Source organism: Acinetobacter johnsonii ANC 3681, from assembly GCF_000368805.1.
Classification (GTDB): domain Bacteria; phylum Pseudomonadota; class Gammaproteobacteria; order Pseudomonadales; family Moraxellaceae; genus Acinetobacter; species Acinetobacter johnsonii.
The window spans coordinates 587,302-610,788 of record NZ_KB849705.1; the positions used below are offsets into that span (position 1 = coordinate 587,302).

At 41.8% G+C, this 23,487-nt stretch carries 22 protein-coding genes; 12 read left to right on the plus strand and 10 right to left on the minus strand.

Features of this window, described 5'->3' with window-relative positions; translation table 11 throughout:
• Nucleotides 1–3: 3 nt before the first annotated feature.
• The 3 genes from tolA to pal all read left to right on the plus strand — a co-directional run bounded on the left by tolA (nt 4) and on the right by pal (nt 3,572).
• Complete coding sequence (gene tolA, locus F946_RS07085) at nt 4–1,311, plus strand: cell envelope integrity protein TolA (protein WP_004980610.1); 1,308 nt, start codon at nt 4–6, stop codon at nt 1,309–1,311.
• A gap of 356 nt (nt 1,312–1,667) precedes the next feature.
• On the plus strand, nt 1,668–2,951 hold the full coding sequence (gene tolB, locus F946_RS07090) for a Tol-Pal system beta propeller repeat protein TolB (RefSeq protein WP_005399723.1): 1,284 nt from the start codon (nt 1,668–1,670) through the stop codon (nt 2,949–2,951).
• Between the two features lie 51 nt (nt 2,952–3,002).
• The gene (pal, locus tag F946_RS07095) at nt 3,003–3,572 is read left to right on the plus strand and encodes a peptidoglycan-associated lipoprotein Pal (RefSeq protein WP_004980612.1); all 570 of its coding nucleotides are present in this window, start codon (nt 3,003–3,005) and stop codon (nt 3,570–3,572) included.
• A gap of 58 nt (nt 3,573–3,630) precedes the next feature.
• Here pal and F946_RS07100 read toward each other — a convergent pair whose 3' ends face one another.
• A complete protein-coding gene (locus F946_RS07100) occupies nt 3,631–3,831 on the minus strand; it encodes an NF038105 family protein (protein WP_004980614.1) in 201 nt (66 codons plus the stop codon).
• Nucleotides 3,832–4,012: 181 nt separating this feature from the next.
• On the opposite strand from F946_RS07100, the gene F946_RS07105 reads away from it, so the two are divergent.
• The 5 genes from F946_RS07105 (at nt 4,013) to F946_RS07125 (ending at nt 7,300) form a co-directional block, all read left to right on the plus strand.
• Entirely contained in the window at nt 4,013–4,987 is a 975-nt protein-coding gene (locus F946_RS07105) for a class 1 fructose-bisphosphatase (protein WP_004980616.1), read from the plus strand.
• A 52-nt stretch (nt 4,988–5,039) separates the two neighbouring features.
• Nucleotides 5,040–5,816: a TrmH family RNA methyltransferase gene (locus F946_RS07110; protein WP_004693884.1), complete on the plus strand. Its 777-nt coding sequence runs from the start codon at nt 5,040–5,042 to the stop codon at nt 5,814–5,816.
• Nucleotides 5,817–5,977: 161 nt separating this feature from the next.
• Nucleotides 5,978–6,592 (plus strand): RNA polymerase sigma factor, encoded by a 615-nt coding sequence (locus tag F946_RS07115; RefSeq protein ID WP_004980618.1) that lies wholly within the window; start codon nt 5,978–5,980, stop codon nt 6,590–6,592.
• On the plus strand, nt 6,589–6,906 hold the full coding sequence (locus F946_RS07120) for a hypothetical protein (protein ID WP_004693889.1): 318 nt from the start codon (nt 6,589–6,591) through the stop codon (nt 6,904–6,906). Before F946_RS07115 ends, F946_RS07120 begins: the two co-directional genes overlap by 4 nt.
• Nucleotides 6,896–7,300, plus strand: a complete 405-nt coding sequence (locus F946_RS07125; RefSeq protein WP_004980621.1) for a DUF3106 domain-containing protein — start codon at nt 6,896–6,898, stop codon at nt 7,298–7,300. Before F946_RS07120 ends, F946_RS07125 begins: the two co-directional genes overlap by 11 nt.
• 76 nt (nt 7,301–7,376) lie before the next feature.
• Here the strand turns inward: F946_RS07125 and F946_RS07130 are convergent, their stop codons facing one another.
• From F946_RS07130 to cxpE, 4 genes are all read right to left on the minus strand, one after another.
• Nucleotides 7,377–9,746 carry a CSLREA domain-containing protein gene (locus tag F946_RS07130; RefSeq protein ID WP_228128103.1) on the minus strand — a complete coding sequence of 790 codons (2,370 nt, stop codon included), beginning with the start codon at nt 9,744–9,746 and terminating at the stop codon, nt 7,377–7,379.
• Nucleotides 9,747–9,810: 64 nt separating this feature from the next.
• Nucleotides 9,811–11,616 carry a rhombotarget A gene (gene rbtA / locus F946_RS07135; protein ID WP_004980627.1) on the minus strand — a complete coding sequence of 602 codons (1,806 nt, stop codon included), beginning with the start codon at nt 11,614–11,616 and terminating at the stop codon, nt 9,811–9,813.
• Nucleotides 11,617–11,738: 122 nt separating this feature from the next.
• Nucleotides 11,739–12,443 carry a DnaA regulatory inactivator Hda gene (gene hda, locus F946_RS07140; RefSeq protein WP_004980630.1) on the minus strand — a complete coding sequence of 235 codons (705 nt, stop codon included), beginning with the start codon at nt 12,441–12,443 and terminating at the stop codon, nt 11,739–11,741.
• Nucleotides 12,444–12,458: 15 nt separating this feature from the next.
• Nucleotides 12,459–13,679: a chloramphenicol efflux transporter CxpE gene (gene cxpE, locus F946_RS07145; RefSeq protein ID WP_004980631.1), complete on the minus strand. Its 1,221-nt coding sequence runs from the start codon at nt 13,677–13,679 to the stop codon at nt 12,459–12,461.
• Between the two features lie 132 nt (nt 13,680–13,811).
• Here cxpE and purM point away from each other — a divergent pair, with 132 nt between their 5' ends.
• On the plus strand, nt 13,812–14,882 hold the full coding sequence (gene purM, locus F946_RS07150; protein WP_004980634.1) for a phosphoribosylformylglycinamidine cyclo-ligase: 1,071 nt from the start codon (nt 13,812–13,814) through the stop codon (nt 14,880–14,882).
• Nucleotides 14,883–14,887: 5 nt separating this feature from the next.
• Nucleotides 14,888–15,517, plus strand: a complete 630-nt coding sequence (gene purN / locus F946_RS07155; RefSeq protein ID WP_004980635.1) for a phosphoribosylglycinamide formyltransferase — start codon at nt 14,888–14,890, stop codon at nt 15,515–15,517.
• A gap of 62 nt (nt 15,518–15,579) precedes the next feature.
• Here the strand turns inward: purN and F946_RS07160 are convergent, their stop codons facing one another.
• On the minus strand, nt 15,580–16,371 hold the full coding sequence (locus F946_RS07160; protein WP_004980636.1) for an alpha/beta fold hydrolase: 792 nt from the start codon (nt 16,369–16,371) through the stop codon (nt 15,580–15,582).
• Nucleotides 16,368–17,387, minus strand: coding sequence for a signal peptide peptidase SppA (gene sppA / locus F946_RS07165; RefSeq protein WP_004980637.1), 1,020 nt, complete (start codon nt 17,385–17,387; stop codon nt 16,368–16,370). Before sppA ends, F946_RS07160 begins: the two co-directional genes overlap by 4 nt.
• A gap of 127 nt (nt 17,388–17,514) precedes the next feature.
• Here sppA and F946_RS07170 point away from each other — a divergent pair, with 127 nt between their 5' ends.
• Nucleotides 17,515–18,504, plus strand: coding sequence for a lysophospholipid acyltransferase family protein (locus F946_RS07170; protein WP_004980638.1), 990 nt, complete (start codon nt 17,515–17,517; stop codon nt 18,502–18,504).
• Here the strand turns inward: F946_RS07170 and F946_RS07175 are convergent.
• From F946_RS07175 to F946_RS07185, 3 genes are all read right to left on the minus strand, one after another.
• A complete protein-coding gene (locus F946_RS07175) occupies nt 18,404–20,875 on the minus strand; it encodes a DNA internalization-related competence protein ComEC/Rec2 (RefSeq protein WP_004980639.1) in 2,472 nt (823 codons plus the stop codon). The two genes, F946_RS07170 and F946_RS07175, sit on opposite strands and share 101 nt — an antisense overlap.
• A gap of 100 nt (nt 20,876–20,975) precedes the next feature.
• Nucleotides 20,976–21,659 carry a lipoprotein-releasing ABC transporter ATP-binding protein LolD gene (gene lolD / locus F946_RS07180; protein WP_004693913.1) on the minus strand — a complete coding sequence of 228 codons (684 nt, stop codon included), beginning with the start codon at nt 21,657–21,659 and terminating at the stop codon, nt 20,976–20,978.
• A complete protein-coding gene (locus F946_RS07185) occupies nt 21,652–22,887 on the minus strand; it encodes a lipoprotein-releasing ABC transporter permease subunit (RefSeq protein ID WP_004980646.1) in 1,236 nt (411 codons plus the stop codon). Before F946_RS07185 ends, lolD begins: the two co-directional genes overlap by 8 nt.
• Nucleotides 22,888–22,911: 24 nt before the next feature.
• Between F946_RS07185 and F946_RS07190 the strand changes: the two genes are divergently transcribed.
• On the plus strand, nt 22,912–23,481 hold the full coding sequence (locus F946_RS07190) for a PilZ domain-containing protein (protein ID WP_004980648.1): 570 nt from the start codon (nt 22,912–22,914) through the stop codon (nt 23,479–23,481).
• Nucleotides 23,482–23,487: the final 6 nt, after the last annotated feature.

Consider the following 23,487-nt stretch of genomic DNA (forward strand, 5'->3'; position numbering starts at 1 on the left):
TTTATGAAAGATTTTAAAAAGCCACCTTTTAAACAAAAAGCCATCGCGCTTGGATTTACCTTTGGTGTCCATGTGATTGCTGTTGTTGGCTTACTTTATCTTGGTATGAGTAAACCACCAGAGCCACCGAAGCAAATTAGAACTGTGCTCATCAAACCTGAGGACTTAAAGCCTGTTACGCTTGAAGAAACAGAGTTTACGGAAACAGCACATGAAAATGTAGCCAAAGAAATCACACAAACTGCTCCGCCCGCTGTAGAGCCTGCACCTGTTATCCCAACAGCACCACCTATAACACCCGTTGTGCCAAAGGTCGACGCTCAAAAAGCAGCAGCGGATGCCAAAGCTGCTGAAGCGGCAACGCGTAAAGCTGAACTACAGCAGCAGATTCAGGCACGTGCAAAGGCTGAAGCTGAAAAACTACAAGCTCAGCAAGAACGTGCTGCTGCCCGTGCAGCGGAGCAAGCTAAAAATGCTGAGAAAGCCAAAGCAGATGCAGCGGCGAAAGCCGAAGCAGACGCCAAACGCCGAGCAAACTTAGAAGCATTGAAAAAAGCAGAGGCAGTGCAAAAAGCGAAGCTTGACGCACAAAAGAAAGCCGATCTCGCTAAAAAGCAGCAACAAATTACTGATGCCAATAAAGCTAAAGTTGCGGCTGATGCAAAAGCCAAAGCCGATGCGGACAAAGCAAAAGCCGCCGCTGATGCAAAACGTAAAGCCGATGCGGACAAAGCGAAAGCCGCCACTGATGCGAAAACAAAAGCTGATGCCGATAAAGCTAAGGCAAATGCCGATGCTAAAGCTAAAGCAGATGCTGCGAAGACCAAAGCTGACGCTGATGCGAAACGTAAAGCTGATGCTGATAAAGCTAAGGCAAATGCTGACGCAAAAGCCAAAGCTGATGCCGAAAAAGCCAAAGCCGCTGCTGATGCCAAACGTAAAGCTGATGCCGAAGCCAAAGAGCGTGCGGCTGAAGAAGCACGTGCTTCATCTGCAAAACAAGCTGCCGAAGAAGCCGCGCAAAAGAAAGCTGAAGCCAAGCAAATTGCTTCAACGGCTAAGCGCGACTTTGAAAATAAAATTAAACGCGCTTGGGATACCCCAGCAGGCTCAAGTGGTAAGACCGCAACAGCGCGAGTGACCTTATCTGATAACGGTTCCGTACGTTCGGTGATTGTCAATTCAAGTGATCCTGACATGAAAGCCAGTGTTGAAGCTGCTGTTCGTTCTGCTGCCCCCTACCCAATGCCTTCAGATCCAGAAGCACGCCGGCAAGCACAAAGCTTTACCTCATCCTTTACTGCGAAATAATCCAAATCCCCTGAACAGTCAGGGGATTTTTTAGCCTAAAGCTCAGTACTTTTATATATTCAAATAACTTATTTTAAATACATTTAATCTGTATCCATGCTCAATAGTAATCGATGTGAAGTCTTTAATTTCAGTCGATATTTCACTCAATACAAGTAAATCGCCACTCCCCCTTATCACACATATCTACCTATGCGTTTTTGCACTTACGCTTAAACGACTTAATTCTTACTCATTTTTCACAGTGTTATAACAGATCAGTCATAATTTCATGCTTTTAATATTAGAAAATCATGCCATTATGTAGAACAATTAAACCCACAATAAAAGCCGTTTGTTTGAGTAAATAACGAATGATGGAAATGACGCGTAAACACCTTCTTAGCCTAGCCATTTTAACTGCTTTCAGCCCAGTCTTAGTGACTCAAGCGCATGCTCAGCTTCATTTAGAAATTGCAAAAGCACCTGAAGAAGCGCCTAAAATTGCAATCGTACCTTTTAGCAATGACAGCAGTCTCTATCCTATTATTGAAACGGATTTAAACCGCTCAGGGAAATTTACCAGCGCTTCAAAAAATTTGCCTGCAACAGCCAGCATGAATAATCCGAACGCAGCCAACTGGCAAGCAGCAGGTGTTCCATATGTCGTTACAGGAACAGTAAAAACCACTGAAAATGGTAGCTACGAGGTTCATTACCAACTGTACGATGTCCAAAAACAACAATATCTTTTAAATGAATTATTAACTGTTCCAGCATCACGCGTTCGTTCTGCTGCACACATGATTAGTGATGCTATTTATCAAGCATTAACTGGTATTCCTGGGGACTTCAGCGGTCGTATTGCTTATGTGCTACGGAATCCTGCTACACCAGAGCAACGCTATACACTACAAATCGCGGATACTGATGGTGAGCAACCACGTACAATTTTAACGTCACGCGATCCAATTTTATCGCCTGCTTGGACACCAGATGCTAAGAAAATCGCTTATGTTTCATTTGAAACCAAACGCCCTGCAATTTATGTCCAAGACCTTTCCACAGGTGCGCGTGAAAAGCTTGCTAGCTTCCGTGGTCTAAATGGCGCGCCAAGCTTCTCACCAGATGGGAAAAGTATGTTGTTCACCGCTTCTATGCATGGCAACCCAGAAATTTACCAAATGAACTTGGAAACCCGTCAACTGCAACGTATGACCAACGACAGTGCTATTGATACTGAAGCACGTTATGCACCAGATGGTAAGTCATTTATCTTTACTTCTGACCGTGGTGGTTCTGCACAAATTTACCGTTATGACTTGGCAAATAGCAGCTATAACCGTCTGACCTTCCGTGGCGCGTTCAATGCACGTGGTACGCTCAGTGCTGATGGTAAAAAGCTAGCACTGGTTCACCGTCCAAGCGGCAGTAACTATAAAGTCGCTATTCAAGATTTAAACTCAAGTGTCACCAATATTTTAACGCCAACCAGTTTGGATGAATCACCAAGTTTCTCGCCAAATGGGCAGATGGTGGTCTATGCAACGCGTGAAGGTTCACGTGGTTTGTTATCGATCATGTCACTGGATGGCCGTTTCCGTATGAATTTACCAAGTGAACAAGGTGAAGTCCGTGAACCTGCTTGGGCACCCAAATAACTTTTTAATGACTAGTCATTTAATAATCATCAATTTTCATGGAGATGAAGAATGAAATCGATCAAACTTTTAGCCCTTCCAATCTTAGCGACTGCTCTTGTAGTTACAGGATGTGCGAGCCGTAAACCTGCTGCAACAATTGAAGCGGGTCAAAACCCAAATGGCTCAACCACAGTCAATACTCAAGGTCTAAGTGAAGATGCAGCTTTAAATGCACAAAATCTTGCAGGTGCATCGGCAAAAGGCGTGACTGAAGCCAACAAAGCATTTTTAGCAAAACGCGTTGTACATTTTGACTATGACAGTAGCGACCTCAGCAATGATGATTACCAAACGCTACAAGCCCATGCGCAGTTCTTAATGGCAAATGCAAATTCGCGTGTGGCGTTAACAGGTCATACCGATGAGCGCGGTACACGTGAATACAATATGGCATTGGGTGAACGTCGTGCCAAAGCGGTTGAAAGTTTCTTAATCACCACAGGTGTGAGTCCGAGCCAGCTTGAAGCCGTTAGTTATGGTAAAGAAATGCCAATCAATGCAGGCCATGACGAAAATGCATGGAAAGAAAACCGTCGCGTAGAAATTAACTACGAAGCAGTGCCACCACTTTTAAAATAATGCTGGTATCACAACTGAAATAAAAAAGCGCTCCTTTCGATGAGCGCTTTTTTATGACTTAAACTTGTTCAGGCTTGGGATTTTCATCAGATTCTTCAGCATGTTGCATAGATTCAATCATGTCATGTTTATTGAACTTTTTATACTCAGCTTTTGCTTCGTAGTCTTGCCACGCTTTTTTCACGCTATCGTCTGAAATATCATCTAAGTTAATCCCTTCGCTCGGCGTTGGAGTCGCATCAAATTTTTGCGTTGTCATTGTTGTGCTCCTATTTTTACCTGATATTCCTTCCATCAACATAGCACTTTCCACAAGACTTGCAAGGGTAAAATCGCAGCAAATAGTCGAGTTTAATTGTTCTTTTGTCTCGTTCTCGACTAAAATATAGCGCAATGTTGATTTTGTTACGTATTCAAGTTTTAGTGGAGTCCTCCCCCTTATGTCATATCTCAATCTGTCCCAATTTTTAGAACAACAAACGGGAAATCTTACGCCTGAATTGGCACAAGTGATTAGCACCATTGCTGCTACTTGCCAAACCATCGATCAAGCTTTACAAAAAGGTGCTTTAGCTGGTGTCTTAGGTAGCGCGCAGCATGAAAACGTGCAAGGTGAAGAACAGAAAAAACTGGATGTGATTTCAAATGATTATTTGATTGATGCTCTAAAAGTCCACCCACAAGTTGGTGGCTTAGCGTCTGAAGAATTGGATGAATTCACGCCAGCTCAAGAAAATGGCAAATATTTAGTTTTATTTGACCCACTTGATGGTTCAAGCAACATCGACATCAATATGTGTGTGGGTACTATTTTCTCAATCTTACCTGCAAAAAATGCAGTGACACAAGCTGAAGACTTTATGCAAGCAGGCAACCAGCAAGTTGCTGCAGGTTATGTGCTTTATGGCCCATCAACCATGTTGGCATTAACAGTCGGTGCAGGCACAGTATTCTTTACCTTTGACCCAGAAACTCAACAATTCTTGCTCACCTCTGAAAATATTCAAGTGGCAGCAGATACCAAAGAATATGCTATTAACTCTTCAAACCAACGCCACTGGGAAAACCCAGTAAAACGTTATATTGAAGAACTTCTCGCAGGTAAAACAGGTCCACGTGAGAAAGACTTTAACATGCGTTGGGTTGCATGTATGGTGGGCGACATTCATCGTATTCTTTGCCGTAGCGGGATTTTCATGTATCCATACGACCTCAAAGATCCGAAAAAAGCAGGTCGCCTGCGTTTAATGTATGAAGCAAACCCAATGAGTATGCTAATTGAACAAGCTGGCGGTGCATCTACAACGGGTCGCGTTCGTATTTTAGACATCCAACCAACTGACCTACACCAACGTGTCCCTGTGATTATTGGTTCTAAAAACGAAGTCGATTTAGTGACTGGCTACCACAACTAATTTTTTAAAATGCGCATAACCATTTGACGCGTTATGCGCATGAGTCTCCTCCATGTCGATTATTTTCCTTGAATCAAAAGACAACCCAAAGATTAAACATCTGCGCGGTTTAATAGAGCAAAGTAGCTACCGTAAAAAGCAGGGTCAAACTGTGCTTGAAGGGACACACTTAGGCTTAGCTTGGGTTGAAAAAAAGAAGAAACTCAATTCTATTTTCACCACTGAAAATGCACTCGAACACCCTGATATTTGCGATATTTTAGATGAATATGAAGGTGCTGTTTTTGTCATTGCTGAAAGCCTATATCGTGACTTAAGCACATTAGGAACCACTTTGCCCTTCTTGGCAGTTGTAGACTTACCAAGTTCAAGCCAAAGTGTAGACTTTAGCTTGGATACCTTGATTTTGGAAAACATTCAAGATCCAGGCAATGTAGGTACACTACTCCGCTCTGCTGCTGCAGCGGGTATTAAGCAAGTTATTTGTACCAAAGGTTCTGCTGCACTCTGGTCACCACGTGTATTACGCGCAGGCATGGGTGCACACTTCTCACTCAACACCTATGAAAACGTTGCCATCGAAGATGTACTCGAACGCTTTGAAATTCCAGTGTATGTGACCAGCTCACATCAGGCTGAAAGTTTATATCAAAAAGATTTAACACAAGCTTGTGTCTGGATCTTAGGCAATGAAGGCCAAGGAGTTTCTGACTTTGCTTTGGCGCATGCGCAAGCACTAAGCATTCCTCAGCCCGGTGGCCAAGAATCTCTCAATGTCGCCATTGCCGGTTCAATCTGCTTTTTTGAAATGGTACGACAACGACTTTAAAATCGTTAAGTTATATTAACTAAAGTCGGCTCAGCAGAAAAAATAGATTACACTAGAAAAAATAATTACTTGTGTTGTCAACCAAACCATTATTTCCAACGTTATAGGCACATGATCGAGGAAATAATGGTGGGTATCCGATGACAGGATTTTCCATCTCTATGGATTTAGCACCCAAACAGTCTAAAATGCAGGATTTTAGTGCTCTCAAGAGTACAGCTGAGTCTCGCCTAAAAAACTTCATGCAAGAAGTGACTGGTCGTGCGTTAGTAATGATGGAAAGTGCCACACAAAACCAGCAGGGTATCGCCATGGATTTGGTGCAAGAAGCCTTCATTTCATTACACAAATCTTATTCCGATCGATCTACGGAAGAATGGTATCCCCTGTTCTATACCATTTTAACCAACAAATTACAGGATTGGCGTCGTAAAGAAGCACGTCGAGCACAACCCTTTTCTTTCTTTAAAAAAGTCAGTCTTGATGATGACGATTTTGAAGTAAATGAGGTAGTCGATGAAAGAGCGCTGAATCCTTCAGACTTTTTAAGTCAAGCTGTCACTGCGGATGAAATTCAAGAAGCCATTGCTGGTCTTCCTGTTCGTCAGCAGCAAGCATTTATGTTACGTGCATGGGAAGGTTTTGATACTGCAACCACTGCGCAAATCATGAATTGCTCTGAAGGCAGCGTTAAAACTCATTACCACCGTGCGATTCAAGGCTTACGCAATGCTCTCGCACATTTGAATCCACATCTAGGAGGATCATCCGAATGAAAGATGATTTCTTAAAGCAAGTAACCTCCAAACTTGATGGGCTCGCGCAACACCACAAAAACAAACCCGTGGTGATGCAACATGTTCTTGATGACATTCAAGATCAAAAGTCCTCACGTTATGGCCTTTGGAAAATGTCTGGTTTTGCTTTAGCTGCGGCTATTGCTGGCTTTGTCGTTCTTCCGAATTCTGTAACCCTTGATGAAAAGCCACATAACCAAGTGGTTTCGACTCCTAAACTTTCACCTCAAATGGTTGAAGATTTAGAAATGTTATTGGTTTTAGGTGAGGACACTGTTCCACATGGCAGCTAAACGTGTCGCTTTTGCACTTTGCACGCTAGGTTTTTTACAAACCAGTTTTGCAGGTTTTGATCGTTTTTGGATTTTTTCCAAAGATGCAGATACCCAAGTGTCTGAAACTTGGGAATCGTTGTCTGAAGAAGAACAGCGTGCGTTGATTCAACGTTACCAGTCACTTAAAGAACTGCCAGATGGGCAAAGTGCAGCCCTGCAACAACGTATGGACTGGTTTACTCAGTTACCTGAACAAGAAAAGCAAAAAATGCGTGACACTTGGCAACAGATGAGTACACAAGAACGACGTGATTTACGTGTACGCATGCAAAAAGCAGATGCAGATGAACGTGTGAATATTCGAAATGAATATATCAATAAATACATCAATAGCAACACTGCTACACATTAAGATGCCTAGTTGAATATAAATACTTTAGAAACACCCATAAAAAGTGCCTCATATGAGGCATTTTTTATGGCTACATTTATATTTTCCGTCGTTGTCTAAACCACGCTAATGACAATAATCCAAGCACCCCAAGACCACCCATTGAGCCACCACCGCCACTCGCTTCCGTATTGGTATTTTTAGCGGTGTTCGTAAAATACATCATCGCAGATTTAGACTCTTCAGCCTCTGCATCATAGATCACATATTCAATTTCATAAGGGAATGGACTGAAATTATTGCGGACTTCAACTTCAATATTGCCACCATAACATACATATTTTTCATATTCTCCCGGACAAGAACCTGTACGTTCTGGCTTAATATTAATGCCTGCATCCTGACGTACAATACGAATAGCAAGATCCTTTCCATTCGCATCACGGTGAAATGCTGGACGCTGATGTTCTGCCGCGACTGTACTCATCGGACCATCGCCATCATCACTATCATTTACCAGTGGATTTACATTGAGTTTTAAAGTGCCACCATAATTCAGCGTGTATTCATCCGTTTTAGCAATTGGTTGTATATTGCTAAACTCCGCTTTTAAAATCCCCGAAGAGATTGCCTGCGTAGCTTTACTCTTCACGCTATATTGGCAATAGACATGTTCTGTGCTGGTTGTAGGCTTACCATCGGTGCGATAAATCATGATTTGTTTTAAATCATCCTTCCACTCACAACGTAAAGTTGGATCCGCTCTGAGTTTTGAGGTATCCAGCACACCATCTTTGGCGCTGAGCACACCTACACCTAATACCTGAGTTTCAGTAATGGTATAATTTTCAGTGTTCATTTCTTTTAAAGCCGACGTTCCATCAGCAGTGTTGACCACAGCCTCATCTTGCAAGACAAACTGGAAGGGATCGACATAAATCGCTCGGTACTTTTGATGTAGTTTGGTTGCCGCTAAAAGCTCTTTATAACGTTTTAACTCTTCATTAAACTCGATCAAAAAGTCTGGATTGGTGTTTTTATTGGCGATTAAACCTTCTAACTCCTTAATATTATTCTCATACGCCTGAAGACGTTCTGCCTGCGAGCTATTTTTCAAATCAGCAATATCAGCTGCTGCTAAACGACGCAACTCAACCGATCCAATATCACAGCTGTTAGCTTCCGCAGGTGCTAACATCAATGTTCCGTCGACAATACGGTCTAGACCACGCTGATCACTATCATTACAGCTCAATTTACTGTTGGTATCGAGTAAATCAACTCCTCCACTATTCACTTTCGGGAAATACATTGGGCGGAATAAATTATATTTCGATGGCGAGGTTAAGGAACTGAGTAGACTTCCTATAGCCACATTTTTCACATCAATATTGGTATCTGTCATACTATCGAGTATTCGTGCACTTGCTGCCAGTTCACACTGACTGGTCACCGTATCAAACGCATTGTAACCTGCTGTCACACCTGCATCATATTTGTCGGATAGTATCTGAGAACCGACATAGCGGCATGATGTGTTTCCATTATATGCAAGTACATTGTAATACAACGACTTCGTACCGAAATCGTCATAATCCAAAACGCTCGCTGCACTGTTTTCTACAATAGTGTTATTTGACAATAAGAAATTACTTTCAAGACTCAGATTATGATCTCGAGTATTGACGGCATAAATAATGCTTCCATTTGTCGAATTTACTGTATTTTTTGCGATCGTATTATTCGCCATAGCAACTTTTGGGTTACCACAAAAATCGAATGTATTTAGATTCGATATCTCACCATTCGAAATAATACTATTCGCTCCAAACTCTATATTGGTTTTTACATCCAACAGCCCAGCATAACATTGCATTGCAAGAACACTACCCACAGTCGCTTGGTTGCCTTGTAATACACTATTATTTACAGTCACCTGATGCTCACCAGGACCAACGAGATAGAGTGCTCCACCTTTTTTATCGGACTTTGAGTTTAGAATTTGTGCATTATTTAAGGTTAATGCTCCACCGACCAATAAAGCACCGCCTTCATCTGCCGAATAACCATTTTCTAAAATCACATTCTCTAGCGTCAAACTGGTCTTGGTAATGGTATTAAATAAACGTGACTTTCCACCCGCATCAATCCGTGAAGTCAACTCACCTAGCGCTGGATACTTAAAAGTGATGGGATTTTTTTCACGATCTAAATATGGGCTTTTCCCAAAAATCACCACTTTAGACTCGGGAACAATTTCCTTATTCAGTTTATACGTCCCAGCTTCTAACTGAATATAATCGGTTTGACCTGAACCGGTATTCCCAGCACTACAGCCACCATAAGCCTTGTTTAAGCTGGCTGTTTTGATTGCCTCACGGAGTGAACATTGATTCATGTTTACATTATCTTCATCTTCAAATGTGTTGACATGAATTGTTCTATCTTCTGCAGCCATTAATGTCATAGCAGTTATTACCATGACACCCAATAGTCCTTTTTTAAAGTGTTTCATGTTTGCCCTTTTCTTTTTATTTTCGACGCAGCAAAATTAAAGCAAATAACCCCAGTAAGCTCAGAATACCCGTGCTTCCCCCAGAGGTTTTAATTTTGTCACTTTCCATATGATTTTGCGGTTCTTGTACAATTTTTACATTCACTTCGACGAACGGAATATGCTCATCAAAACGTGTCGTGGTTGTGACCAGCTGTAACCTAAAAATATCAGCACCATGCCATGCTCCATTTGGCGTGTAAGTAATATTTCCTAGTTCATCAATCGCCACTTTACCTTTCGATACCGTTTGAGTCTGCTGCACCCGCATACAACCCAGTTGCCACTCTTCACCATTTGGCGCTTTAGCCGATTTGAACAAGCTTGCACATTCGGTTTTGGACAGTAGATCACTATCTCCAAGCAGATCTGCAACAGAAAGTTTAGCTACTTGCCCCGCAATCAGATCTTCACCAATTAAGCTAATGGTCGTTGGGACCTCAATCTCGATTGCACCACGATCACAAAAGGTATTGTTCGTATTTCGATTCACACCACGTTGATCTGAATTTTCACAGCCAATTAAAGAATCCGTTGTGTTTACAACCACTTTACCCTTGTTCACAATTGGGGAATCTAACCAATGCGTCTGACTCATTAAAATGCGTGGACGGATATAGCCTAAAAATTTTTGGTTGGGAACAATATAAGGACACAATAAACTGTCAGCATCTGCAGACATGGTTTTACACTCACCCACCACATCACTGCCTGCAATCAAAGCGCCAGACCAAAACTCATTCGGATAATAGCTCGCACCACTGCCACAGTCACTTTGTGTGACTAAGTTGTTCTGAAGAACTGCTTTTCTTAAATCTCCAGCACAGTTTTGTGTGATGGTATTTTCAGCATTCCCTAAAACGATACTGTTGGCCAGATAAGCCAAGTTTGTAGATGGATTGAAATAAATCCCTTTACTGTTTCCCACCACCGTTAAGTTATTCAAAGCCATGCCATCTCGTACATTGACGACATAACCTATATTTTTCACAAAGGTACTACTGACCAGACGTGATGCTAAACTGGATAAGGTTGTATCTTCTTTAACAGCTGCATTATTGACAGAGTAAATATTGGCACTGCTTGCATCTGTTGTTTTATTTTCTTTGAAAACTGAATTATAAATCCGAAAAGAAGGCGCGTCCCCATACAAAATAGCACCTTGTGCCGCTTGGTTTTGTTCAACCAGAGTAGAGCGAATTTCGACTAGACTACGACTAGTACCATCTTCGAGCAAGGTTGCAACATTGTAAATCGCACCCCCTTGCCCTGCAAAACCACCTGTTAATTTGACGTACTCAAGACCTAAATATTCATTGTTATAAATTAAACCACCTTGATTCACACCGCAGTCTTTCGCACAGCCCTGTAGAGTAACCTCTTTTACTAACACACGAATTAAAGCATTCTCAGCATTATCAACCCTTAATAAGTTGTCAGAACCATTCATTTTTAAGATGGCATTACTTAAACCCTGAACAGTTTCTTCCCCCACAGAACTGTCATAACTTGTTCTGAGTGTTAAATCTTTTTTGATCGCAAGATGGGTATTTAGCAAATAGGTTTTATTTTTCTCAAGCATGACGGTGGAAATCGCATCTTTGCCCCCGCAGCCATAATAACCCGCCTCAGGCATACCTTGATTAATATAGTCGATAGCTTCGCGAAGTGAACATTCCGTGTCATTTTTGACAATATCGTCAGTGATGGTCACTTTAATATTGTCCGAATAGGTATGACTCGCCACCAATAGCGTAGCTACACCTATGCTCTTCTTGAGCATAACAATCTCCTTGCTTTTATTTTATCTTTTCTTTTTATTCTTAGATCGCAAAATCCCTGCAATATCTAACAATTTTTTGTACTCTGTCACAGCTCGGATAAATTCTCAAGTAATATTATGATTTACCGATATTCGTCAATTAGCGCATAAATTTGTCTGAGGTTTGCATTACTCAGTTTGGTTTTCTCACCTTTTAACAGTTGAATCAGTTGTTCTAAACTTTGCAATAACACCGAGGTTTGATGTGGCCCATGCGCGAGCAAATAATCAATAATCTGTTGATCGATATGAATCCCACGACGCGATAAAACCGACATCACCAATGTAGAACGATCGGCATACAAACTTCCGTTTGGTACTTTCACACTTACAGCCTGCGTCAGGCGAGATTGTAAATCGGGTAGTTCAAGTTTTAATTCAATCGGTGCAACACGAGAAGAGAACACCAACTGGCCACCTTCTTCATTGTTGTAGTTGATCAGGTGAAAAACCGCTTTCTGCCAATGCGGCACACCGCTGATGGCTTCGATGTCATCTAAAGCGACAAGGTCAAAACGCTCTAAAGAGGTGATTGCTTCTGTTGGCGCATCCAGCAACTCAAGTAGTGAAACCTGAATCGCTGTTTTACCTACATCTAAATAAGAATCACAAATTGCTGAAAGTAAATGGCTTTTTCCAGAACCTGCACCGCCATACACATAAAAACGATTCATTAAACCTGCATGTAACTGACGAATCGCATCGATAACAGGCCCCCATCCCGGCCCAGAAAAATCACTGATTCGGGCATCGAGTTGGGGTTCAATATCTAGTTGCAATTGACGCATGCTGGTTTGTATATCCTAAAGTTCTTTATGGTCTATCTGATCAATCTTACTTGAATTTTCAGATGCTTGCTGAGCTTTTACCGCTTGATTTTTTAGTTCAATATCAACATCGACTTGATCGGTTTCAATCGCAATTGAACCCGCAGATGAATCTTGCACAACAAAAGTAGGTGTACTATACATTGGACTATTTTCATAAAACTCACGTGCATGTCTTAATAAAACCACAATCACAGCAGCCACAGGCAACGCAATTAACATACCTAAAATACCGCCCAATTGTGCACCAGCCAGTACCGCAAATACCACAGCAACTGGAGACAAGCCAATTTTATCGCCCAACAAGAACGGTTGTAGGATATAGCCTTCCACTGCCTGACCAATCATAAAGACTACACCAACCAAGAGTAATTGCATCCAATCAATACCAAACTGGAATAAACTCGCAATCACTGCGGCAATAATCCCGACAGCAAAACCTAAGTAAGGAATGATACTGCACAGCCCAGCCACCATCCCAATAATCAAACCTACTTCAAGTCCAATTAACTGTAAGCCCATTGCATAGACCACGCCCAAGAGTACCATGACCAAGAACTGACCTTTGACAAAAGCACCAAGCACACTATGACATTCTTTAACAATGACTAAGGTCTGTTCTTCATATCGCCGTGGAATAAGACGACGAAAACTGTCCAGCATTCGATCCCAATCTAATAAAAAATAGAATGCAATAATCGGGATCAGTACAACCGTACCACCAATCTGAATGAAGTTCAGTCCAGACTGAGCCAATTTGGCAATCATAGCCTGAATACTGTCAGCACTATAGTTGGTCTGTACATATTCCATAATCGCAGCTGAAATCTGATCAACATCTAATTCCATTGGGACCAGATTAAAACTGTCAGATAACCAAGGCAGGAATTTATAATTCGCCCAATGTATACCTGAAGGAATGCTGTTCTTCGCATACATCAGCTGTTCCCACACCAGTGGAACTAAATACCAAAATGCCAATGTAATGACAACGCCAATACCGATAAAAACAGCACTAATAGACAACCAACGCGGTAAGCCAATTTTATGCAGTTTATCGACCAGTGGGCTAAATAGATAAGCGACTAAAAATGCACCAATAAAAGGTAAAACAACAGGCTTAAGTAAATACAACACCCAGAGTATGAGCGCGATTCCTGCCAAAATAAAAATACGTTTAAGTGTACGATCTTGCATGCAATCTCGCCTTTTTCAGATTTAATCGTTATTGAGAAAAATATTTTAGTAAAGATAACATTTTAGCGCAGAAATAACATATGTGTTTCGTATATTCAGGTATAATCGCCCCGCGAATGCGGAGACTTCATTATGAGCAACTCAACTTCTACCCCAAACACTGGTTTAAGCTACAAAGATGCAGGTGTCGACATTGAAGCGGGCGACGCGTTAGTCGATCGTATCAAATCTGTCGCGAAGCGTACTACTCGTCCTGAAGTAATGGGCGGATTAGGTGGCTTCGGTGCACTTTGTAAAATCCCTAAAGGTTATGAAGAACCTGTTCTCGTATCTGGCACAGACGGTGTTGGTACAAAATTACGTTTAGCATTGAATTTGAACCGTCATGACACGATTGGTCAAGACTTGGTTGCAATGTGTGTAAACGATCTTCTTGTATGTGGCGCTGAGCCATTATTCTTCCTTGACTACTATGCAACAGGCCATCTTAATGTAGATGTGGCTGCAAACGTAGTTACAGGTATCGGTACAGGCTGTGAACTTGCGGGTTGTGCATTGGTTGGTGGTGAAACTGCCGAAATGCCGGGCATGTATGAAGGTGAAGATTACGACTTGGCAGGTTTCTGTGTAGGCGTAGTTGAGCAAAGCAAAATTATTGATGGCTCTAAAGTCAAAGCGGGTGACGTTTTAATTGGTGTTGCATCAAGTGGTGCTCACTCAAACGGTTACTCTCTACTTCGTAAAATTTTAGACGTGAAAAACGTTGACTTGACGCAAATCGTTGATGGTCGTCCACTTGCCGATGTTGCAATGGAACCAACACGTATTTACGTGAAGCCTATTCTTCAACTTTTAAAAGAAGTTGATGTACACGCAATGGCACACATTACTGGTGGTGGTTTACCAGGTAACTTACCACGCGTATTGCCGAATGGTGCTCAAGCTGTTGTGAATGAAGCATCTTGGGAATGGCCAGAATTGTTTAAACTTCTTCAGAGTGAAGGTGGTGTTGAACAGTTCGAAATGTATCGCACATTCAACTGTGGCGTAGGCATGGTCTTAGTTGTTGATGCTGCTGATGCGGACAAAACAGTTGAACGACTCAATAACCTGGGTGAAAAAGCTTTCACTATGGGACATATCGTAGACAATGCTGAGTCAGTTGAAGGCGCAGACGAAAAAATCCGCGTGACATTCGCTTAAGTCATATGATTAAAATTGCTGTTTTGGTTTCAGGAAGTGGATCAAACCTTCAAGCCTTGATTGATGCCAATCTGTCAGGGCAAATTGTGGGTGTGATTTCCAACAAACCTGAAGCCTATGCGCTACAGCGTGCTGAAAATGCAGGTATTGCAACAGCGGTCATTGAACACAAACAGTATCCTCATCGTGAAGCTTTTGATGATGTCATGCATCAGCAATTACTTGATTGGAATGTGGACTTGGTGGTTCTTGCTGGCTTTATGCGTATTTTAAGTGAGAAATTTGTCAGTGCTTGGGAAGGGAAAATGATCAACATTCACCCTTCTCTTCTACCGCATTACAAAGGTATGCATACCCATCAGCGCGTACTAAATACTGGCGATCAACTGCATGGCTGTACCGTGCACTATGTGACGGCTGAGCTTGATGCAGGTCAAGCTTTGGCACAAGGTGTACTGAAAGTTGGCTCACATGATGGTGTGAATAGTTTGGCCCAGCGTGTACATACGCTTGAGCATATCATCTACCCGCAAGTGGTAGAGTGGATTTGTACACAAACGATTCAGCATACAGACCAAGGTGTTCTCTACCGCAATACACTGATGCACGAGCCAATTCAGTTTTGCAAATTTTAAAAATAAAAAACGCCTCCAAGGGGGCGTTTTTTTATGGCTACTGAAAAGTACTATTAAACATTTTATTGAATCAGCGTCTTAATCAGAGTAACCGTTTCTTCTGGTCGCTCTAAAGGAAACATATGGCTTCCCTCAACGATTTGATAAGGAATGCCAAATTTCTTTTTCACTATTTGTGGAAACCCTGGACCAACAAAAGGACCTTTTTCAGCAATCAGCAAATGCATCGGCACTTGTGATTTGCCCTGAGGTAGCCACCATAAAGAAGGATTGGTCCTGAAGATATGAACTTCATCCATTTTTGCAATCGCAAGTTCAACACCGCCACGGACGCGATCTTCCGTTAAAGCATAGTCAATATAAGCTTGAAAACAGTCTGGATCAAAGTCTTTATAAAAGCTTTTAGGACGTAAAAGTTCAGCTGCTTGCTCACGGCTTTCCCAATGGTCACGACGCCGTAAAGATAGCGCTGCTGGTGACATGGTATCAACCATTTTTAACTTCAACATTTTCGCAAAGTGTAATGCAAATGAGGCTTTGCCCATGATCAAAGGCGGGTCCATCATGATGACTTGTTGAAATAGCTCAGGACGCTGTAATGCCGCCTGAAACGTCAACACTGATCCTAATGAATGTCCCAAACCAATCACTTTACGACCCTGTGCCTGACGAACAATACTGTCAATCACTTGCTGAGTTAAGCTTTTCCAATGGTTATCAATCGGGTAGTTTTTATCTGGCCCTAATAAAGGGACATAGATCACATCATACTGATCTGACAGTAAATCAAATAATTTCTGATAGACCTTAGAAGGCACGCCATTGGCGTGCGCAAAATGAATTAAAGGTTTCATTGGAGTTTCGTGGTCTGTTCAGATTGCATTTGATTTGAAAGTGAAGATGCAAAACCAGCTCCCATCGATGCACCTAAACGGCCTAATACTGCATCTAGTGGGCTATGTACCACCGTATAATCCATCGCTTTATCGGTATTTAGTTCACGTTTTAAAGTATGTAAATTACCAATACGGTCCGCAATACCCAGTTTGACCGCCTGGTCCCCTGTCCAGAAAAGGCCTGAGAAAAGTGCAGGATCGTTCGACTTTAACTTTTTGCCACGACCTTGTTTCACAGCATTAATAAAATGCTCGTGTACATTATCAAGTACACCTTGAACATGTGCGCGCTGCGCAGGATTAACAGGTTGTGTCATTGACAATAAAGCTTTGTTTTGACCAGAGGTCATGGTGCGGTCTTCAACACCCAGTTTTTGCATGAGGCCATTCACCCCATAGTTCGGCATAATCACACCGATTGAACCCACTAAACTCGATGGATTCACCAAGATTTCGTCAGCAGCAGATGCGATATAGTAAGCACCTGATGCACCTGTATCACCAATCACCGCATACAATTTTTTATCGCTATGCGCTTTTTTCAAATATTGAATTTCTTGCCAGATTTCATCTGACTGAACCGGAGAACCACCTGGTGAATTAATATTGAGCACCACCGCTTGGCTTTGTTTATTTTCAAAAGCTTTCTTTAATGACTTAATCGTGTCATCACTGTTTACGCTTTGCTCATCAGCAGCAATGGTACCAACAATATCAACTACAGCTATGTGTTTAGATGCTGTTGCATCTGTACCACCAGTCGAACAGCTCTTGGTCATGGCAATCAGAATAAACAAAAGGTAGGCAAAAGTTAGACATTTGAAAAAGATGCCCCAACGACGTGCACGACGTTGTTCCTCGACGGAAGCTAAAACTGCTTTCTCTAAAAGTTTCCATTCGTTTCCTGTCGGTTGTTCATGTACAGGCTGTTGTTTCGGCGTTTCATTTTCTGGTTTTGGTGGCCAATCGGACATATAACAATCCAAACTTGAATAAAATTGCCCTCATTATATACACTGATTTGTAGAAAACTGTCGAAACAGTTTATTTTAGCCTATAATATTTTATGTTTTTATCCACATGTACCATTGACTCTAAAGAATGACTAAAGCACAAGAGCAAAACTCGACTTATCGTTTACTGCGTTTTGTAAGCAAACAACCTATTAAATTTGCACGTTTTTTTGCTAAGGGTTTAGCAGGCTTAGTCAATCTTTTAAAAATCAGTAAAAACAATGATGCCCTCAGACTCAACTTAAAAATTGCACTGCCTGAGCTGAGTGATGAGCGACGTGAAGTGATTGTGAAACAAGCAGTGCGTAATGAACTGACCACCTATTTTGAGTTTTTTAGTATCTGGGGTTCAAGCAACCAAAAAAATATTGAACGCGTCCAAAAAGTACATGGCGAACATTTGCTACATCAGGCGCTTGCTGCTAAAAAAGGTTTAGTCTTAATCGTACCTCATTTTGGGACTTGGGAAATTATGAATAGTTATGTCGCCCAATTTACTGAAATGACTATTATGTATAAACCGGTCAAAGATCCTGGTGCTGACTTATTTGTTCGTGAGGCGCGCAGTCGTGAAGGCGCTCACCTTGTACCGACCGATGAATCGGGGGTACGCCAAATTTTTAAGGCGCTCAAACAAGGGGGGACGACCGTAATTCTGCCTGATCATACCCCAAAACAAGGCGGTGAAATGATTCCTTATTTTGGCTTTCCTTTAGCTTCAAGCAACCTGAGCGCCAAACTGATTCAAAAAACCAAAGCCAAGGCTTTACTGCTCTATGCTATTCGTAATGATGATGGCTTTGATATGTACATTGAAGAAATGAGCGAAAGTATTTATCAAGGTACAGCCAATGATGGCACCTTCGTCATTCACCAAGCTATTGAGGACTTGGTCCACCGTTATCCTGAGCATTATCATTGGACCTATAAGCGCTTTAAGGCCAACCCTAAACTTCGAGCACTGTATAACCTTCCCTTTAATGAGGCTGTGACCCGTTTAGAGCAATTGCGTATGGAACAACAGAATCAGTCGATTGTAACCACTGTCGAGTCTGACGTTGTGTCGTCAGTTCAATAATCCCTGTAGGCTGCACAATAAAACTGATACTGCCTTGCTCTACTGTTGTTAAGAGTGGGATGTTTAAAGCTTTCAAACGAGTTTGCGTTACTGTACTTGGATGTCCATAACGGTTATTGAACCCTGCTGAGGCAATTGCTAATTTCGGTTGATAATGTTTTAAAAACGCATAGGCTGAACTATGTCGACTGCCATGATGACCCAAGACCAATACATCAACTTTTAAGTCCGGATAATCCTGTAATAATTGAAACTCGGTTTGCCAGCCAGCATCGCCCATAATCAGAAAATACTGATAAGACTGTACATCCTTCACCTGTATATAGACCACACAAGATAGCTCATTTTGCTGATAAGGCACTTGTGCCAATTGATTGGCTTTCGGCGACAAAATTTTGATTTCCACTTGTTCAGACCAGTGCCAGATCTGACCTTGTTGGCAATAGTTAAAGTTTGACGTAGTTGCCACATCCAATTGCTGATTAGAGTAAACTTGATTGATCGACAACTCATTTTTTAATTTGGCATAACTTCCACTATGATCTTGATCCAAATGTGTAAGTATCAGCTGATCTAATTGGCTCACACCTTGCTTCGATAAAAATGGCTGAATAATCTGCTTAGCAACGCTAAACTTCGATTCATCATAGGAGCCACCAACATCAATCAGGGCATGCTGTTGCCCATGTTGCATATACACTGCTTGTCCCTGACCGACATCCAATACGATCAACTCAAAAGGACTGTTTTGGCTACTGAACCCCAACAAAGGAATCAAACCTAGCACGAGCCATGATTTTGGTAGACTCGGTTTGGGCATAAAAACAATGATTAAGAGCAAAATCAGTAAAATGACTTGCCAAGTATTGAGCGCAATCGGATACAACTTAATCGGTAGTAGCGCATCCAGTACATTGAGTATGCCCAATAAAAATACCAGCACCCAATCCGCCAACTGAAACAAAAGGCTGCTCAGCGGTTCAAAAAGATAAAAAGTAAATGCTGCCAAAACCTCCAGTGGTACAACCAGTAAACTGATCAGTGGAATAGCGACAAGGTTGCTGATTGAGCTCACCCATGAGACTTGCTTGAAGAAAATAATCACCAAAGGCATCAAAGCCACAAATATTTTCCACTGCGACTCAACCAAAAGTTTTAGGCTAAAAACGAGTTTTTTCTGCCAAGACTGCGGGCGAGTTAAATCGAGCCGAATAGTGGTTTGATAAATGCGTAAAAGCACAAAGCACGCACCATAGGACAACCAAAAGGCCGCTGATAGAATTGAAAAAGGATCAAACAGTAAAAGGAGTGATGCACTCAATAACAGTAACGTCAAAGCTGAAATTTTCTGTCTGAGCCAAATCAACACACTTAAACAGAAACAACTGAGTAAAGTACGAAGTGCAGGAATCTCAAAACCGACAAAGGCACAATACAGCAATACGCAGCAACAAAATGGCAGTAACAATGCATAAGGTCGTGGGATTTTTAGAAAAATCTGTGGCCAATAACGATTCAGCACCTTTTGTAACAGCCAACACAGCATCACGGCAAAGATCAGCACATGTGGCCCAGAAATCGCTAATAAATGGCTAATGCCAAAGCGTTGAAAAAATACTGTCGTCTCCTTATCTAAGAAACTTTCATCCCCAGTCAGGAGCGCTAGAATTAAGCCCTTATGGCTTAAGGGCTGGCTATAAATAAAATGACGAATGTTTAATCGCTGATGTTCTATACCCAGTTGAATTTTATTGAGTACGCCCTGCTGTTTTCTTAAATAATGGGTATAGCCTAACGTATAAATTTCTGACTCAGACAAGGGTTGTATGTGCTTGAGTTTGAAACCAGACATAAGATTACGTTGCAGATACCACTGCTCAACATCGAATACACCTCGCACCGCATAACTATGTGCAGGACGTATTTCCCCTGTCAGTCGGTAGTATTTCCCAAGTTCCAAGACCGCTTGCTCATCCGAGATCCTTTTTTGAAAACCCAACCACTGCACTGGTTGCACATGTCGGTTCAAGACCTGTATTTCTTGCTGAATGGTCTCAGCACCCAGTTGGTTAATTTTTGCGATATAAACAATGACTTCAGCATCTTCAACTTTTGTTTCTTTATAGGCTAGACGCTGCTGCAATGCCGATTGTGCATAATGATATCCCACAGTTAAAAACAGCATGGAATAAATCAGTCCGCATATAAACTGCAAAATAAGGGCGTGTTTGTGCTTAAAGAGAAAAAGCTGTAGAGGCAAGAGTAGGATGACTAAAATCAGCGCTGGATAAAAAAGGTGATTTAGAATGGGAACGGTCTGCCCCATCAATGCAATTCCTACAATCCAAGCAGCAGCATATAAAAGCTTCATTCTTTTATTCAGTTATTTTTTTATTGGTGCCATAATAAAGCCCACCGAGGTGGGCTTCAATAGATAGTGGCTTTATCTCATATTTTTATCGGCACTCAGCCTAATCATTGACCCAAAGACCATCTTGCATATGCAAAATAGAATCGGCGGACTGAGCCAGTTGTTCATCATGCGTCACGATCAACATCGCCATATTGAACTCCTGACGTAAATCCATCAGCAGTTCAAAAATTTTGCTTGCTGTTTTCCGATCCAAGTTGCCTGTCGGTTCATCTGCCATCATTAATGCTGGCTTGGCCACCAATGCACGCGCTAATGCAACACGTTGACGTTCCCCACCCGAAAGCTCACCCGGTTTATGGGTTAAACGATGCGTCAATCCTACACGTTCGAGTAAATATTCGGCTTGCTTTTGTACATCTTTAAAGTTGGTGCCTTGACGTAACATCAGTGGCATTGCCACATTTTCCAAAGCCGTAAACTCAGGCAACAGATGGTGGAACTGGTAAACAAAACCTAAGTGTTGGTTACGTAAATAACCACGCTCAGCTTCATTCAAACTGTCAAAACGACTGCCCTGCAAAAACACTTGGCCCGAACTCGGACGGTCTAAACCACCCAAGACATGTAACAAAGTACTTTTACCCGAACCACTCGACCCCACAATCGAGACAAATTCACCTGCTTTAACTTGTAGAGAGAGGCCTTTAATCACCTCAACAGTCGACTTACCATCGGTAAAATGTTTTTCAATATTTTGTGCTTCTAAAACAATTTTACTCATAACGTAATGCCTCCGCAGGTTGGATTTTTGCAGCACGCATTGCAGGATAAATTGTTGCAAGGAAACTTAAAACTAAAGACAGTGACACAATGGTTAATACATCTTGCCATCTTAAGTACGAAGGTAGGTAATTGATAAAGTAGGCATCAAACAAATGAAGTCCCATCACATTGTTTAACCAACCTACAAAACCACTAATTCCAGAGGCAAAAACAATGCCGAGAATTGCGCCAGATACCGTACCAATCACACCAATAATCGTGCCCTGAACCATAAAAATACGGGTAATGGTTGCAGGTGAAGCGCCAAGGGTACGTAATATGGCAATATCCGATTTTTTATCGGTCACTACCATTACCAAGGACGACACAATATTAAATGCAGCCACCAAGACAATCAGGAAGAGTAATAAGCTCACCATGGCTTTTTCCATTTGGATCGCACTAAACAAATTGCCGTGAGTATAGGTCCAATTCGAGGCATAAAAACCACTTGGCAGATCCATCACAATTTCATCAGCCACTTTAGGTGCTGCAAAAATATCATCCAATTTCAAGCGAATGCCTTGTGCACCATCAGGTAGACGTAACAAAGTTGATGCATCATTCAAGGCAATGTAGCCCATCATCGAATCGACCTCAGCACCAATGCTGAAAATGCCCACAATTTTGAAACGTTTAAAACGCGGCACTACACCCGCAGGTGAAGGTGTTGCCTCCGGTAAAACCAAAGTCACACTATCATTTAACCCTAAACCTAAGGCATCGGTCATTTGTTTGCCTAAAACAATACCAAACTCACCTTTTTTTAAGTTATCAATACCGCCTTCAACCATGTGGTCTTGGATAATCGAAACCTTTTTTTCATATTGAGGTTCGATCCCCGTGACCATAATTCCAGCCACTTGGCCTTGTGCCGTAAGCATCCCCTGCAATTGAGTAAACGGTGCTACGCCTGTGACGTGTTCCTTTGTCTCAATTTTTTTTGCAAGTTCAGGCCAATCTGTTAAAATTTGTGTTGAAGAAACAGTGGCTTGAGGTATCATTCCAAGTACACGTGTTTTCAGCTCTCGGTCGAAACCATTCATTACAGATAAGACTGTAATAAGTACAGCCACACCCAGTGTTAGACCGATCATCGAAACCAGTGCAATAAAAGAAATAAAGTGGTTGCTACGCCGTGCGCGAGTATATCTCAACCCTATATACAGCGAGATTGGTTTAAACATACCATCTAGTCCGAGGTCATAATTATGGAAAATTTACAGCATCAAAACGTTCAAGCAGAACGTCGTGTGATGTCACGAATCGATGCGGCCTTGAGAATTAACTATCAGATCATTTCTGATGATGTTGCCCTGAATGACCCTTACGATCCTAATTTTGTTTTACCGCGCTATTTTCTACTACTCGCAGAATTAGATCAATTTGATCATGCACTAAACTACGAATTAGAACAATTATCTGAAAAAGATCAACAAATTGCTCGAATCTTATCCCTATTTAACCAGAAATTAAACCTGATCACGGGGTCTTTGTACGACACAATTGTACAAACCATGTTACCTACACCTGAACATGTGAACTTTTCAGAAAGTGGTTTGAGCTTTTATAGCGAAAAACAAATTCAAGATGGTACCTATATACACTTAACCTTGAGTCACCCTGAAAACTTCTTCCATATTGCTGCGATTGCACAAGTGGTGTACAGCAATGAAGAGGAAAATGGCAAGTGCCGTACGGGAGCATACTTTATTACCTTGCACCCGCAAGATCGTGTCAAATTGGCCGACTGTATTTCTTTGACGGTCGAAGATCATTAAAGCCAG